The sequence below is a fragment of the Microbacterium sp. LTA6 genome, assembly GCF_045690355.1.
Classification (GTDB): Bacteria; Actinomycetota; Actinomycetes; order Actinomycetales; family Microbacteriaceae; genus Microbacterium.
In genome coordinates, this window is the sequence record NZ_CP147855.1 from 1,870,036 (window position 1) to 1,885,083 (window position 15,048).

The following is a 15,048-nucleotide window of genomic DNA, read 5'->3' on the forward strand; positions in this document are numbered from 1 at the left end:
GTCCTACCCCGTGAACCGTGCTCAAAGAGGAGCAGAACCATGACAATGCAATCCACGCCCGACCCGGCCGCAGATCTGGCGCCCACCGGGACCATCTCCACGGATGCTCCCGCTCCCGGCGAAGCCGCAGCCAGCCCGCCCGCCACGAAACGGCTGCTGCCGAGCCTGCTGATCGCCTCGCTCACGCTGTTCGCCACCTACGGCGGACTCATCGCGATCCTGCTCCCGTCGCAGGTCGCGATGATCGACGAGGCGAACAAGGTGCAGAACCTCGCCATCGTGACGACGATCTCGTTCGTCTTCACCCTGTTCGCGCAGCCGCTCGCCGGCGCGTTCAGCGACCGCACGCGCTCACGTTTCGGCCGCCGGGCACCCTGGATGGTGATGGGAGCCGTCGTCGGCGCCATCTTCCTTTTCGGCCTCGGATCCCTCACCGACCTCCTGTGGATCACCGTGTTCTGGGTCATCATCCAGGTGGCGCTGAACTTCTTCCAGGCCCCGCTGACCACGATCACCGCCGACCGGTTCCCGCGCTCCAAGCGCGGCGGAGCCAGTGCCATGATGGGCCTGGGCACGCAGCTCGGCATGACCGTCGGGATCATGCTCGCGGCCGGTCTTGCCGCCCAGGTGGGGGTCGGCTACTCGGTCTTCGGTGTCGCGGTGCTCGTCGTGACGGTGCTGTTCGTCGTCGTCAATCGCGACTGGTCATCGAAGGATGCCGCCGTCGACGGCTTCCGCTGGGGCGCGTTCTTCCGGGGTTTCTGGATCAGCCCGCGCCGCCATCCCGATTTCGCCTGGGCGTTCGGTGCGCGCTTCCTGCTGATCCTCGGATACTTCGTCGTCACGACGTACCAGTTGTACCTGCTCACCGACTACATCGGCATGTCCCTGACCGAGGCGCAGGGCGCTGTCGTCACGTTGACCCTCGTCGCACTCGTACCCACGCTGCTCGCCATCGCCGTCTCCGGCTGGTGGAGTGACAAGGTCGGACGCCGCAAGGTGTTCATCTACGCGGCATCCCTCGTGATGGTCGCCGGGCTCGCCATGCCGCTGCTGATGCCGGACATGACCGGGATGATCGCCATGAGCATCATCAACGGGATCGGATTCGGCCTGTACATGGCCGTTGATGCCGCGCTGATGACCGAGGTGCTGCCGAGTGAAGGCACGTCGGCGGGCAAGGATCTCGGCATCCTGAACATCGCGACGAACATCCCGCAGGCGATGAGCCCGGCGATCGCCGCCGTGATCATCACCTCGTTCGGCGGGTATCCGATGCTGTTCGTCTTCGGGATCGTGTTCGTGATCCTCGCCGCCATCGCCACCGCGCCGATCAGAGGAGTGCGCTGATGACCGCCATCGACCAGAAGAATGCTGTGATGACCGAATACGTCGAGGTGGAGACGGCAGCCGGGCGGGTGCGCGGATGCTGGAGACCGACGACAGGGGGCAGAGGCAGGCCGCGCTCGGCCGCCTTCCTCGGCATCCCGTTCGCCGAGCCGCCGGTCGGAGCGCTGCGATTCCAGGCTCCGGTGCCGAAGGCGCCGTGGGACGGGGTGCTCGATGCGCTGGGGTTCGGGGCGACCGCCCAACGCGGCGATCCCGGTGTGACGCTCATTCCCGAGCCGTCCGTTCCAGGGGAGTCGACGCTCAACGTCAACGTCTTCACGCCCGATCCCACGGCATCCGGGCTCCCGGTGCTGGTCTGGATCCACGGTGGCGGGTTCTTCGCGGGGTCGCCGGCGAGCGAGTGGTACGACGGGCGCAACTTCAATCGCGACGGCGTCGTCACCGTCACGCTGTCGTATCGGCTGGGCTTCGACGGATTCGGCTGGATCGAGGATGCGCCGTCGAATCGCGGTGTGCGGGACTGGCTGCTCGCCCTGGAGTGGGTGCAGCAGAACATCGCGGCGTTCGGAGGAGACCCGGGCCGCGTCACGATCGCCGGGCAGTCCGCCGGCGGTGGGGCGGTGCTCACGCTGCTGGGCATGGAGAAGGCGCAGCACCTCTTCCACGGCGTGTACGCGATCTCCGGGGCGCTCGCCGATGTGGCTCGGCCGCGGGCCGAAGCGTTCGGGCGCGTGCTCGCCGCGGATGCCGGTGTCGAGCCGACGATCGCCGGGTTCGGGACGGTGCCGGAGGAACGGCTCCTGGAGCTGCAGAAGAAGGCGACGCAGCTCGGGCCGGACTCGTTGACCTCGATGATCGAGGAGGGCCTCGCCCTCGGCCCATCCGTCGACGGTGATCTCCTGCCCAGGTCGACGCGGGAGGCGCTGCGTGCCGGCATCGGTGCCGATAAGCCCCTCGTACTCGGCGCGACCGATGACGAGTTCACGATGGCGCTGTCGGCGGCTCCGAAGATCCTGCGCTGGGTGCCGAAGTCGTTGCTGCTGAAGAAGCTCGGCATGCCGAAAGCGGCGATGCGGGCCTATCTCGCCGCGAACGCCGACGTCGTGGCCAAGGGCTCCGTACGCATCGCCGGTCGCTATCTCACCGATCGCATGTTCCGTGCTCCACTCGTGAACATTGCGGCTGATCGCGCCGAGGCGCCCACGTGGCTGTACCGATTCTCGTGGCCCTCCGGCACCTTCGGATTCGCCGAGCACTGCCTCGATGTGCCCTTCTTCTTCGACTGCCTCGACGGACCGGCCATGGAGCCGCTCGCCGGCCCCAACCCCCCGCAAGCGCTCGCCGACGAGGTGCACTCGGCCGCCGTCGCGTTCATCGTCACGGGCGTTCCCGGCTGGGAGCGACACCAGGAGGACCGCGGAATCGTGCGGGTGTACGACACGCAGACACGGGACGTCGTGGATGCCTATGCCTCGGTCCGTCCGCTGCGGGGATTCGCATCGTGACGGCCGTCGCCCCGGCGGAGGCCGTGCCGGCGCGCCATCACGCTGTGCGGCCGCGCCCGATGCTCTGGACCGCCCTCGGCCTGCTCGTCGCGTTCCTCCTGCTGGCCGTCGGCGTGCTCGCCGCTCCGGAGTCCCCCTGGACGCAGGCAGTGGACGATGCCTGGCGACGATTCGCCGGGGTGGACCCGGCATCGTCTCTTCCCGGAACGGCGTGGGCGCAACTCTTCCAGCACCTCGGACAGCTGCCCGGCGCCGTGTTGATGATGCTTCTGCTGCCGCTGGTGCTCGTCGCGGTCGGACGCTGGCGCTCCGCGTTGTTCGTCATCGCGGTGCAACTCGCAGGTCCCGGGCTGCTGTCGCAACTCACGAAGAATCTGGTCGACCGTCCGCGACCCGCCGATGACGCAGCGGCGGGACTGTTCGGCCCGCTCGTCCCAGTCGACCACGGTTCGTTCCCGTCCGGGCACGCGGTCAGCATGGCGGTGATCATCGTCAGCGTGTTCGCGTTGATCCCGGCATCCGCCGTCTGGGCGCGTCGGATCTGGGCGGTGCTCGGTGCCTTCCTCGCCGTCGGAATGGTGTGGCAGCGAACCCTCATCAACGCGCACTGGTTGAGCGACGCCGGTGCCGGACTGATCGGTGGCGCGGGCGTGGCGCTGCTGCTCTGGTGGGCGTTCTGGCCCCAACTGGCGCAGGATCATCGCCGGCCCGTGTGGTTCCTGCCGCACGGCCGCTCCTCGATCCCCGTGGCGACTCCCGAATCCCAAGAAAAGGTGAACCGATGACCACTCCTGAAAACCTCAGCCTCGAACAGAAGGCATCCCTGACCAGCGGCGCCGACTTCTGGACGACGAAGGCGATCGACAGCGCCGGCGTGCCCTCCCTCATGCTCACCGATGGCCCGCACGGGTTGCGGAAGCAGGCGGAGGCCAGCGATCACCTCGGTCTCAACGCGTCGGTCCCCGCGACATGCTTCCCGCCGGCGGCGGCACTCGGTTCGACCTTCGATCCGGAGCTCGCCGAACGCGTCGGCGTCGCGCTCGGCATCGAGTCCGCGATCGAGGATGTCGCCGTCATCCTGGGCCCTGGCATCAACATCAAGCGGTCTCCGCTGTGCGGCCGCAACTTCGAGTACGTCTCCGAGGACCCGCTCCTGTCGGGTGGAATCGGAGCCGGTCTCGTCCGCGGCATCCAGTCGCAGGGGGTCGGATCCTCGCTCAAGCATTTCGCCGCAAACAATCAGGAGGACGACCGGATGCGCTCGTCCAGCGATGTCGATCCGCGCACACTCCGCGAGATCTATCTGCGCGGGTTCGAGCGCGTCGTCAAGGACGCCCAGCCGTGGACCGTGATGTGCTCGTACAACCGCATCAACGGGGTCTACGCCTCCGAGGACCCGTGGCTTCTCACCCAGGTGCTGCGCGACGAGTGGGGCTTCGACGGCCTCGTCGTGTCGGATTGGGGTGCCGTCGAGGACCGCGTCGCCGCTCTCGCCGCCGGACTCGATCTGGAGATGCCGTACAGCGGCGGCGAGACGGATGCCGAGATCGTCGCCGCCGTCCGCGGCGGCCGGCTCGCCGAGGACGTGTTGGACACGGCGGCGCAGCGCGTACTCGACCTGGTCGCGAAGGCGCAGGAGCGTCCGCCGGTCCCGGGCCCGCTCGACGTCGACGCGCACCATGCGCTCGCGCGAGAGGTCGCCGGACGCTCGATCGTGCTGCTGAAGAATGAGGGCGCTCTGCTGCCGCTGGCATCCGAGGTCTCCGTCGCTGTGATCGGCGAGTTCGCACGCACCCCGCGCTACCAGGGCGGCGGGTCCTCGCACATCAATCCGACCAGGATCGACACCGCGCTCGATGCGTTCCGCGATGTCGCGGGGAACCGGGTCGCGTTCGCGCCGGGGTTCACGTTCAATGGGGCGGATGCCGAGGCGCTGCGTGATGAGGCCGTGGTGCTCGCCGCGCAACGGGACGTCGTCGTGCTGTTCCTGGGGCTGCCGGATGCAGAGGAGTCGGAGGGTTTCGACCGCGCGCATCTCGACCTGCCAGCGGTGCAGCGCGAACTGGTGGACGCGGTCGTCGCGGTGAACCCGCGCACGATCGTCGTGCTCTCCAACGGTGCGGTCGTGACGCTGCCGTTCGCCGAGAAGGTCCCCGCGATCGTGGAGGCGTGGCTGCTCGGACAAGCGGGCGGATCGGCGACGGTCGACGTGCTCACGGGTGCGGTGAACCCCTCTGGTCGCCTCGCCGAGACCATCCCGCACCGTCTGGAGGACACTCCGGCCTTCGGCAGCTTCCCCGGTTCGTTCGGGCACGTCCGCTACTCCGAGGGCATCTTCGTCGGATACCGCTGGTACGACGCGCGCCGCATGGAGGTGGCGTTCCCGTTCGGGCACGGTCTGTCGTACACGACGTTCTCGTACGGTGAGCCCACCGCAGCGGTGAACGCCGATGGCGACATCGTCGTGTCGCTCGCCGTGGCGAACACCGGGAGCCGCGACGGCCGCGAGATCGTGCAGGTCTACGTCGCCCCCGAGGCGTCGGCCGTCGAGCGCGCCCCGCGCGAACTCAAGGCTTTCGTCTCGGTCGAGGTCCCCGCGGGGTCGATGCGTGAGGTCGAACTGGTCGTCCGTCGCGAAGACCTCGCCTACTGGGACATCCGCGTCGATCGCTTCGTCGTCGAGGGCGGCTCTTATCGGGTCGAGGTCGCAGCATCCAGCCGCGATATCCGGGGCACGGCCTTCGTCGAGGTCGGCGGCGACGAGGTCCGCCTTCCGCTGACCGCTCACTCGTCGATCACCGAGGTGCTCGCGCACCCGGTCGTCGGTCCGGTCGTCGCCCAGCAGCTCGCGGCGATGCGGGAGCAGGCGGACGGCGCGATGGATGCCGGGATCATGGGCGACGAGGCCATCATGAAGATGATGGCGTCATTCCCGATCGGCCGGATGGCCGGCTTCCCCGGGATGGGCATCGACCGCGCACAGGTCGATCAGCTCATCGCCGCAGCCAACGCCTGACTCGGGACTCTCGCGGGCGGATGCCCCGCGTCGAGAGGAGTCGCACATGGTCGCCCTGCGTCTGCAGAAGCGACCATGTGCGGCCCTCGCGGCGCAGGAGGTGTCGCACATGGTCGTCTCGAGTGCCAGGAGGCGACCATGTGCGACCCCTCGCCGTGGTCCGAGGGCGGAGAGGGGTCGTCAGCCCCGCACGTAGCCGTCGGCGACGGTGAGCGCCTCGTCGAGCACACGCAGGCCGCGTACGAGGTCGTCTTCGGAGATCACCAGGGGAGGAGCGACGTGCATCCGGTTGAAGTGCGTGAACGGCCACACGCCGCCCCGCTTCGCCGCCGCGGCGAACTCGGTCATCGGTGCCGCATCCGCTCCGCTCGCGTTGAACGGCACCAGCGGCTCGCGGGTCTCGCGGTCGCGCACGAGCTCGACGGCCCAGAACAGTCCGCGCCCTCGGACTTCGCCGACGCTGGGGTGCGTCTCCGCCCAGGCACGCAGCGTCGGTTCGACGATGCGGGTACCCAGATCGCGCACGCGCTCCAGGATGCCGTCGCGTTCGAACACCTCGAAGGTCGCGACGCCCGCGGCGCACGCCAGAGGATGCCCGGAATAGGTGAGTCCGCCAGGGAACGGCACCCGATCGAAGTGCGCCGCCACCTCTGCGGAGATGACGACACCGCCGAGCGGCACGTACCCGGAGTTCACACCCTTCGCGAAGGTGATCAGATCGGGCTTCGCGTCGAACGCGTCGATGCCGAACCACTCGCCGAGACGCCCGAAGCCCACCATGACCTCGTCGGCGATGTACAGGATGCCGTGGCGATCGCACAGCTCGCGGACGCCCTGCAGGTAGCCGGGCGGCGGCACCAGCACGCCGTTCGTGCCGACGACGGTCTCGATGATGATCGCCGCGATCGTCGCCGGGCCCTCCAGCAGGATCGTCTGCTCGAGGTGCTCCAGGGCGCGCTGCGACTCCTCTTCGATCGTCGAGGAGTGGAACGCCGACCGGTACAGGTACGGGCCGAAGAAGCGCACGGTCGCGATGTCGCTCGGGTCGTTCGCCCAGCGGCGCGGGTCGCCGGTCATCGAGATCGCGGTCGACGTCGAGCCGTGGTAGCTGCGGTACATCGACAGCACCTTGCGGCGGCCGGTCACCTGGCGCGCCATCCGCACCGCGTACTCGTTCGCCTCGGCGCCGCCGTTCGTGAAGAACACCTTCTCGAGACCGTCGGGAGCGACCGCGGCGATGCGCCGGGCGAGCTCGCCGCGCACGTCGTTCGCGAACGACGGCTGGATCGTCGCGAGTCGGCCGACCTGCTGCTGGATCGCGGAGACGAGATCCGGATGCTGGTGCCCGAGGTTCAGGTTCACCAGCTGGCTGGAGAAATCGAGGTAGGCGTTGCCGGCGTAATCCCAGAACGTGGCGCCTTCGCCGGCGGCGACGGGCATCGGGTCGATGAGCGCCTGGGCGCTCCAGGAGTGGAAGACGTGACCGCGGTCGTCCGCGCGGACCTGCGCCTCGGCATCCGGAGCGGGGAGGGTGTGGGCGGCGTTGTGCCGGTCGGTGAAGTTCATGCGTGACTCCTCAGAATCGGACGACGGTCAGTGGTTGCTCGGGAACCCGAGGTCGACCTGTGCGGACGTGTGGTCGGGCCAGCGGGTGGTGACGACCTTCGACCGGGTGTAGAAGTGCACCGATTCGGGACCGTAGATGTGCGAGTCTCCGAACAGCGAGTCCTTCCAGCCGCCGAAGGAGAACGCCCCGACCGGAACCGGGATCGGCACGTTCACGCCGACCATGCCCACCTCGATGTCGAATTCGAACTGACGAGCGGTGCCGCCGTCGCGGGTGAAGATCGCGGTGCCGTTGCCGTAGTTGTTGGCGTTGATCAGCGCGACCGCCTCCGCGTACGTCTCGACGCGGACGACGGAGAGAACCGGTCCGAAGATCTCGTCATCGTAGACCTTCATGCCGGGCTTCACGTCGTCGAGCAGACTCACGCCGATGAAGAACCCGTCTCCGGCGAACGACTTCCGGCTGCCGTCGACGACGACCGTGGCGCCCTCGGCCGCAGCACCGGTCACGTAGGAGGCGACCTTGTCGCGGTGCTCGCGGGTGATCAGCGGACCCATCTCGCTGGACGGGTCCGTGCCGGGACCGATCTGCAGCGTGGCGATGCGGTCGCGGATGCTCGCGACGAGGTCATCGGCGATGTCGCCGACGGCGACGAGCACCGAGACGGCCATGCAGCGCTCGCCGGCCGAGCCGTACGCGGCCGAGATCGCGGCTGCGGTGGCGCCGTCGATGTCGGCATCCGGCATCACGACCATGTGGTTCTTCGCGCCGCCGAGGGCCTGAACGCGCTTGCCGTTCGCCGAGGCGCGCTGGTAGATCGTGCGGGCGATCGGGGTGGAGCCGACGAAGCTGACGGCGGCGACGTCGGGTGCGTCGAGCAGCGCGTCGACCGCGACCTTGTCGCCGTGCACGACGTTCAGCACGCCGTCGGGGAGTCCTGCCTCCTGGAAAGCCTTGGCGAGCCAGACGGCGGCTGACGGGTCCTTCTCGCTGGGCTTCAGGATGACGGTGTTGCCGCAGGCGATCGCCGAGGCCACCATCCACAGCGGCACCATGACCGGGAAATTGAAGGGGGTGATCGCCGCGACGACGCCCACGGGCTGCTTGACGGAGTGCACGTCGACGCCGCGCGAGACCTGCTCGGCGCGCTCGCCCTTGAGCAGGTGCACGAGCCCGGCGGCGAACTCGACGTTCTCGATGCCGCGGGAGACCTCGCCGGCCGCGTCCGAGAGCACCTTGCCGTGCTCGTCGGTGACGATCGCCGCGAGCTCCGAGGTCCGATCGGCGAGAATCTGGCGCAGCCGGAAGAAGACGTCCGCGCGCTTGATGAGGCTCGATGAGCGCCAGCCCGGGAGCGCGGCCTTCGCGGCGGCGACGGCGGCGGCCACTTCGGCCTCGGAGGCGAATGCGACCTGTCGCTGCACCGCGCCGGTAGCCGGGTTGAAGATGTCGCCGGTGCGGGCGGCCTCGGCGGTCTCTGTGCCGTTGATGAGGTGGCGGACGATGCTCACGGATGGACTCCCAGGTGATGTGCGGCGGTCGAACACTCTGACCGGCGAGATGAACGTGCTTGCTTTCCATGTTTTCAGAGGGCAGGATCGATGGGAGGCGGCAGAACGTCGTGAACTTCACCAGAATCCGGACAGAGTGTATGGATCGCATCGTCGAACAGCTCGCCGGATTGCCTGATGTCGCCGAGGTGCTGTCGATGCCTGCCCTGCAGGCCGGCTTCCCCGAGGTCCTCACGGACGTCACCACCCTGCAGCCGTCGGTCCGCTGGGTGCACGTCTCGGACAGCCCGCGGGTCGCCGCGCTTCTCGACGGGGGTGAGCTGTTGCTGTCCACCGGCGCCGGCTGGCCGGGGGATGCCGAAGGGCTGTCGGTGCTGGCATCCGAACTCGCGGATGCCGGTGTCGCCGGGATCGTGCTCGAACTCGGCACCCGCTTCACGGTGACTCCACCGGCATTCGTCGCCGCATGCCGCCGATTCCGGGTCGCGCTGATCAGCCTCGAGCGGGAGGTCAAATTCGTCGCCGTCACCGAGGCCGTGCATCGGCGGATCATCGCCGGTCAGCTCGACGCGCTGCAGCAGCGTCAGCAACTGCACGAGTTGTTCACCACGCTCAGCCTGCGCGGCGCGCCGGCCGACGTGATCGTGCGCGAGACCGCCAGAGCCCTCGACGCCGGCGTCGTGCTGGAGAACCTCGCGCACGAGGTCGTCGCGGCCGATGCCCGCACCGTCGATGACGCCGGCCTTCTGGACGGATGGGCGGCGCGCTCGCGGCGGATCGCCGACGGGCGCGAACAGGGATGGATCCTGGTGCCGGTCGAGGGCCGCGGAATCCGCTGGGGGAGCCTGCTCGTGGCTCCGGGAGCGCCGCATCCTGCCGGCCGGACGACGGTGCTCGAGCAGGCGGCGACGGCACTCGCTCTGGCCCGGCTCGCCGACGGCGACGGCGCGTGGGAGTTGCTCTCGCAGCGCCGGCTGCTGGCATCCCTGCTCGAGCAGCAGCATGCGACGACCGCGGATGCGCAGGCGCGGCTGGAGGCGAGCGGCTTTCCCGTGCGGGGGCGACGGCTGCAGGCGCTGGTCGTGGATGCCGCCTCGCCGAGCAGCGCGGAGGCGGTACGCGCCGCCATCGAAGACACCGAACCCGCAGCGCGCTCGATCGGCGCCGTCTTCGATGGTGCTGCCGTCATCCTGCTGTCGTTTCCCGCCGGTGCGTCCGTGTCGGATGCGGCCGCCCGTCGCATCGCCGCCGGTCTCGATGACGCCGGAGGACTCGCCGTCGGCGCGGCATCCGATTCCCTCGCCGAGTTGCTGGACTCGTTGCCGGCTGTTCGTGCCCTCGCGCGGCGGCTGCCGCCCGGCGGCTTCCGGCGCGTGGACGACCGACCCCTCGCGCGTCTGGTGAATGCGCTGCACGGGGATCACCGGCTGCAGGAGCACAGCGAGCGGATGCTCGGGCCGCTGATCCGATACGACCAGGATTCCGGCGGCGACCTGCTCGCCGTGCTGGGCGCGCTCGTGCAGCACCCGGGCAGTCGCACGGCCGCCGCGGCGGCATCCCATCTCTCGCGCTCGGTGTTCTACCAGCGGCTGACCCTCATCGGCGATCTGCTGGATGCCGACCTCGAAGACGGCGAGACGCTCGCCGCCCTGCACCTGGCGCTCTCGGCGTACACGGCGACGTCGCGCTGAGTGCACCGCTGTTAGAGATTGTTATCTTCGTCGATTTCCGCGGGCTGCCGTGGCTACGGTGTGAGCACCCCAGCCCGCCTCGACGATGAGGAAGCTCATGAACGCTCAGTCCTGCCCTTCGTTCTCCCGCCGCCAGATCCTTCGACTCGGCGTCGCCGGAGGTCTCGCGCTCGCCGCGTCGGCCGCGACGCCCGTCTTCGCCGCCCCGCCGGCGCTCGCCGGCCGCGGTCCCTCCGCAGGCTCCGCGGGTCCTGGCGTCACTGTGACGGACCTCGGTCCGGGGGTGACGGCATTCACGCACGCCGCAGCGACGCGAGTCGGTGACACCGTCTACGTCGCCTCGCGCAACATCGCCCCGATGCGGGTCGTCGGCTATCACATCCCGACTGGCACGGTCACGAGCGTCACCGATGGTCCGGGCGTCAGCACGCAGCTCTTGGTCCCGGATGTCGACGGCCGCTACCTGTACTCCGCGATCCGCCAGTACGCCACCGCGCCGGGTCCCGGTCTCATTCGGATCGACCTCGGCCAGCCCGACGCGCCCAAGGAGGATCTGCACGACATCCCCGCCCTCGACCCCTATGGCCTGAGCGTCACGCCGGACGGCGTGGTGTACTTCGGCGGCCGCGAGATGAGCGCTGATCTTCGCCCGAGGTTGCGCAGATACGACACGACGACCGGGGTTCTGGACGAAGTCGCGATCCCCGACCCGAAGGCCACGATGATCCGCTGCGTCGCCGCCACCGCGACCGAGGTGTACATCGGCACCGGCAGCGTGCTGAACGCTCTCCCGACGAGCAGCAAGGCGGGTCTGTGGGTGCTGGACAGGGCGACGAACGCCGTCCGCTCCATCCTCCCTCCGGAGTTCGCAGGTGGCGTCGAGGTGCGCGACCTGATCATCGTGGACGAGAACACCCTGTGCGTGAGCGGAATCACGCCGCAGGGGGCGGCGCTGGCTTTCATCAACCGGGCGGACCCGTCGTCGTACGTCATCGCGCCTGCCGGGCGCGGTGGCTCGGCGAAGAATCTCGCGCACGCCGACGGCAAGATCTACGCGATCCTCGGCGGGCTCTTCGAGTACGACACCGCCACCCGCACGGTCCGTGATCTCACTCCGAAGGGCGTCGAACTCGGCGAGCTCTGGGGGCTGTTCGTCCGCGACGGCAAGTTGTGGACCGTCTCGGCGTTCGCGCTCGCCGTCGAGGTCGACCTCGCGACAGGTGAGCACACCCTGCACGACCTGATCGCGGCCGGCGCCCCCGCCGGGGCTCTGCTCGCCATGTCGGTCGCGGCAGGCGGAGGCGGGGTGTATGTGGGCGGGACGAATGCCGTCTCGCGCCGCGACACCGCGACCGGAGCGGTGACGCGCCTCTTCGCGCCTTCGGAGGCCAAGGACATCGGCATCGTGAACGGCGTGGCGTACTTCGGGCAGTACAGCAGCGTCGGCATCCTGGGTCACGACCCCGCGGCCGACGGCGCGTGGCCCCGTCTCGTCGAGAAGTTCCCGGCAGGTCAGAACCGTCCGCATCAGGTCGTCTGGGACGAGGCGAACCAGCTGCTCCTGCTCGGCCTGCAGAACGACACGCAAGGCGGCGGCAGTCTGCTCACCTACGATCCCGTGCGGGACGTCCTCACTTCGGCGATCAACCCGATCGATGCCAGGCAGATGATCCGCTCAGTGGCCACGCACGACGGCATCGCGTATCTCGGCGGTGACGTCACCGGAGGCAGAGGGGTGGTGGTGGCGTGGGATCCGGTCGGGCAGACCGAGCTCTGGCGCGTCGATCCGCTCACGGACACGGCCGGGGTCACCGGCCTTGCGGTCCACGGGCACCATCTCTACGTCATGGGGTATCGCGGAGAACTCGCCGTGGTCGATCTGGAGACCCGCGTCGTGATCCATCGATCGCGCCACCGCGACGTGGTGCCGAACTACGGGACGCTCTTGGTCAATCGCGGGGTCGTCTACGGAACATCCAGCGCGGCCTTCTTCCGGTTCGACCCGCGGACCTTCGACCGGACCGACCTCGTGACGCTGAACGGCGAGTGGTACGGGATCCCGCGAGCCGCGGTCGACGAGAACGACGACTTCTACGCGATCCAGGGACGCAACCTCGTGAAGATCCGGGTCAGTCAGCGCTGACGGGCAGCTCGTCTCAGGCGATGTAGACCTTGCGGAGCGTCTCGGCGACGGTCCACAAGGTCTGCATCCCCTCATCGAGGCGGACGATGCTGCCAGGTCCGACCTCGAGCGCTGGCAGCGCGGGCGAGACGAACTCGATCGTCGCCCGCCCGGACAGCACGACGAACACCTCGTCGACCTCGGTGTCGGATGCCGTTCCCGGCGTCATCTCCCAGATGCCGATCTCGGTGTCGTCGATTGTCGCGAGGGCGTGCGACGCCGTCGTCGGTGCACCTGACAGCACCTCCGCGGCAGGTAGCGGCTCGTGCGCGAGCGCCAAGCCCGCCGCATCCACGCCGGTCCCTGCCGCCAGCTCGCCCGCGAGCTCCTCACGACTCACGAGTCGAACCCCATACCGACGGCGTCGAGCGCCTTGAGGAACAGATTGCGCTTGCCCTCGTTGTGGTCGGCGCGGTTCATCGCTGCCCGCACCAGGTTGATGCCGATGGCAGCCGCCGGCTCCGGCGGGAACGGGATCGGCTTCTCCCGCACCATCCGCAGTTGCGTGCGCTCGGTCTCGATTCCCGACAATTTGTCGAGCATGACGTCGGCGGCGAAGCGGGCGGCCCCGACGCCGAGTCCGGTGAAGCCGGTGGCATACGCCACGCGTCCGCGTCGCGCGGTGCCGAAGAACGCGCAGAAGCGGCTGGACGAGTCGATCGCCCCGGCCCAGCGGTGCGTGAAGCGCACGCCCTCCAGCTGCGGGAACGTCGTGAAGAAGTGCTCCGCGAGGCGGCGATGGCTCTCCATCCTGTCCTCGTACTCCGGGCGCACCTTGCCGCCGAAGTGGTAGACGGCGTCATAGCCGCCGAACAGGACGCGGTTGTCGGCCGACAGCCGGTAGTAGTGGAACTGGTTCGCGCTGTCGGCGAGCCCCTGCCGGTTCGACCAGCCGATCGAGGCCAGTTGCGCGTCGGTCAACGGCTCGGTCATCAGCACGTAGTCGTACACGGGAACCGTCATCAGGCGATTGCGCTTGAGGAGCGACGGGAAGACATTCGTGCCCAGGGCGACCGCATCCGCCGTCACCCGCCCGCCGTCGGTCTCCAGCACGACCGGGTCGGCGCCGTCACCGTCGACGAGGCGCACCCGCGACTGCTCGAAGATCTCGACGCCCAGTTCGGTGGCCACGCGCGCCAGTTCGAGACCGAGCTTCGCCGGGTGCACCATCGCGCACCCCTCGCGGTCCCAAGAGCCGGCGAGGTACGTGTCCGAGTGCACCTCGGCGCGCACGGCATCCTGATCGAGGAATCCCTCCTCGCCGCGATACCACTCGACCTGATGCGGCTCGACCGCCACGGCCAGCTGGCCGGTGCGCTCGAAGTCGGCGTCGATGCCGTAGCGCTGCACGGTGTCGGCGATGCCGTCGAGGTTCTCCACGCCCAGTTCCTCGAGGCGGTCGATCTCTTCCGGCCAGCGGTTGACCCCGTTCTCGTGACCGTGCGTGAGGCTCGCCTCGCAGAAGCCGCCGTTGCGTCCGGATGCCGCCCAGGCGACGCGCGAGGCCTCCAGCAGCACGACACGGCGGTCGGGCTCGCGCTCCTTCGCCCGGATCGCCGTCCAGAGTCCGGCGTACCCGCCGCCGACGATCGCGAGATCCGCCCGGACGTCGCCCGCGAGACGCGGGTACTCCGTGCGCTGCACGTCGTCGAGCCAGAAGGCGGCGAATGCGGTGCTCTGCAGGGCGTGGTCGACGACGGATGCCGCGGGGCGGCGGCGCTCGAAAACAGTGGTGCCCATCAGCGCGTTCCCCAGTTGTAGAGGTCCTTGTAGAGCCCCGCGTAGAGCAGGCTCTCGGTGTGCGTGACACCCGGAAGGGTGCGGATGCGGGTCGCAATCAGATCGATCAGGTGCTCGTCACTCTCGCAGACGGCCTCGACGAGGATGTCGAAGGTGCCGAGGGTGACCACCACGTAGGCGAGCTCGGTGATCTGCGTGAGTTCCTGTGCGATCGCTCGCGGGTCCCCCGAGACGCGGATGCCGATCATCGACATGCGATGGAATCCGAGCTGCATCGGGTCGGTGACGGCGACGATCTGGATGATCCCGGCCTCCGTCATGCGCTGCACGCGCTGCCGGGCAGCGGCCTCGCTGAGGCCGACCGCACGGCCGATTTCGGCGTAGGGGCGGCGGCCGTCTTCCTGGAGGAGCTCGATGATCTTCTTCGAGACCTCATCGAGGGCAGGCTGCTTCTGTTTGGCGCTCATGTGTCGATATTGACACGCT

The 15,048-nt window shown here is 69.0% G+C and carries 11 protein-coding genes; 6 read left to right on the top strand and 5 right to left on the bottom strand.

Annotated features, from left to right (window positions below; genetic code table 11):
• Nucleotides 1–39 precede the first annotated feature (39 nt).
• From LTA6_RS08785 to LTA6_RS08800, 4 genes are read left to right on the top strand one after another with little or no spacing between them, the layout of a single operon-like run.
• Entirely contained in the window at nucleotides 40–1,350 is a 1,311-nt protein-coding gene (locus tag LTA6_RS08785) for an MFS transporter (protein WP_341977540.1), read from the top strand.
• Nucleotides 1,350–2,855 (top strand): carboxylesterase family protein, encoded by a 1,506-nt coding sequence (locus LTA6_RS08790; protein ID WP_341977542.1) that lies wholly within the window; start codon nucleotides 1,350–1,352, stop codon nucleotides 2,853–2,855. Before LTA6_RS08785 ends, LTA6_RS08790 begins: the two co-directional genes overlap by 1 nt.
• Nucleotides 2,852–3,640 carry a phosphatase PAP2 family protein gene (locus LTA6_RS08795; RefSeq protein ID WP_341977544.1) on the top strand — a complete coding sequence of 263 codons (789 nt, stop codon included), beginning with the start codon at nucleotides 2,852–2,854 and terminating at the stop codon, nucleotides 3,638–3,640. The genes LTA6_RS08790 and LTA6_RS08795 overlap by 4 nt, the downstream gene beginning before the upstream one ends.
• Nucleotides 3,637–5,871, top strand: a complete 2,235-nt coding sequence (locus LTA6_RS08800) for a glycoside hydrolase family 3 C-terminal domain-containing protein (RefSeq protein ID WP_407359194.1) — start codon at nucleotides 3,637–3,639, stop codon at nucleotides 5,869–5,871. Before LTA6_RS08795 ends, LTA6_RS08800 begins: the two co-directional genes overlap by 4 nt.
• A gap of 180 nt (nucleotides 5,872–6,051) precedes the next feature.
• Here the strand turns inward: LTA6_RS08800 and LTA6_RS08805 are convergent, their stop codons facing one another.
• Together LTA6_RS08805 and LTA6_RS08810 are read right to left on the bottom strand one after the other, a co-directional pair.
• Nucleotides 6,052–7,437 (bottom strand): aspartate aminotransferase family protein, encoded by a 1,386-nt coding sequence (locus LTA6_RS08805; protein WP_341977548.1) that lies wholly within the window; start codon nucleotides 7,435–7,437, stop codon nucleotides 6,052–6,054.
• Nucleotides 7,438–7,464: 27 nt separating this feature from the next.
• Nucleotides 7,465–8,949: a CoA-acylating methylmalonate-semialdehyde dehydrogenase gene (locus LTA6_RS08810; protein WP_341977550.1), complete on the bottom strand. Its 1,485-nt coding sequence runs from the start codon at nucleotides 8,947–8,949 to the stop codon at nucleotides 7,465–7,467.
• 140 nt (nucleotides 8,950–9,089) lie between these two features.
• Between LTA6_RS08810 and LTA6_RS08815 the strand changes: the two genes are divergently transcribed.
• Both LTA6_RS08815 and LTA6_RS08820 read left to right on the top strand, forming a co-directional pair.
• The gene (locus LTA6_RS08815) at nucleotides 9,090–10,640 is read left to right on the top strand and encodes a PucR family transcriptional regulator ligand-binding domain-containing protein (RefSeq protein WP_341977551.1); all 1,551 of its coding nucleotides are present in this window, start codon (nucleotides 9,090–9,092) and stop codon (nucleotides 10,638–10,640) included.
• Between the two features lie 97 nt (nucleotides 10,641–10,737).
• Entirely contained in the window at nucleotides 10,738–12,783 is a 2,046-nt protein-coding gene (locus LTA6_RS08820) for a PQQ-binding-like beta-propeller repeat protein (RefSeq protein ID WP_341977553.1), read from the top strand.
• 13 nt (nucleotides 12,784–12,796) lie between these two features.
• On the opposite strand, the gene LTA6_RS08825 is transcribed toward LTA6_RS08820, so the two are convergent.
• The 3 genes from LTA6_RS08825 to LTA6_RS08835 are packed head-to-tail and all read right to left on the bottom strand — an operon-like array spanning nucleotide 12,797 to nucleotide 15,029.
• Entirely contained in the window at nucleotides 12,797–13,162 is a 366-nt protein-coding gene (locus tag LTA6_RS08825) for a cupin domain-containing protein (RefSeq protein ID WP_341977555.1), read from the bottom strand.
• The gene (locus LTA6_RS08830; protein WP_341977557.1) at nucleotides 13,159–14,562 is read right to left on the bottom strand and encodes an FAD-dependent oxidoreductase; all 1,404 of its coding nucleotides are present in this window, start codon (nucleotides 14,560–14,562) and stop codon (nucleotides 13,159–13,161) included. Before LTA6_RS08830 ends, LTA6_RS08825 begins: the two co-directional genes overlap by 4 nt.
• Entirely contained in the window at nucleotides 14,562–15,029 is a 468-nt protein-coding gene (locus tag LTA6_RS08835) for an Lrp/AsnC family transcriptional regulator (RefSeq protein WP_341977559.1), read from the bottom strand. The genes LTA6_RS08830 and LTA6_RS08835 overlap by 1 nt, the downstream gene beginning before the upstream one ends.
• Nucleotides 15,030–15,048: the final 19 nt, after the last annotated feature.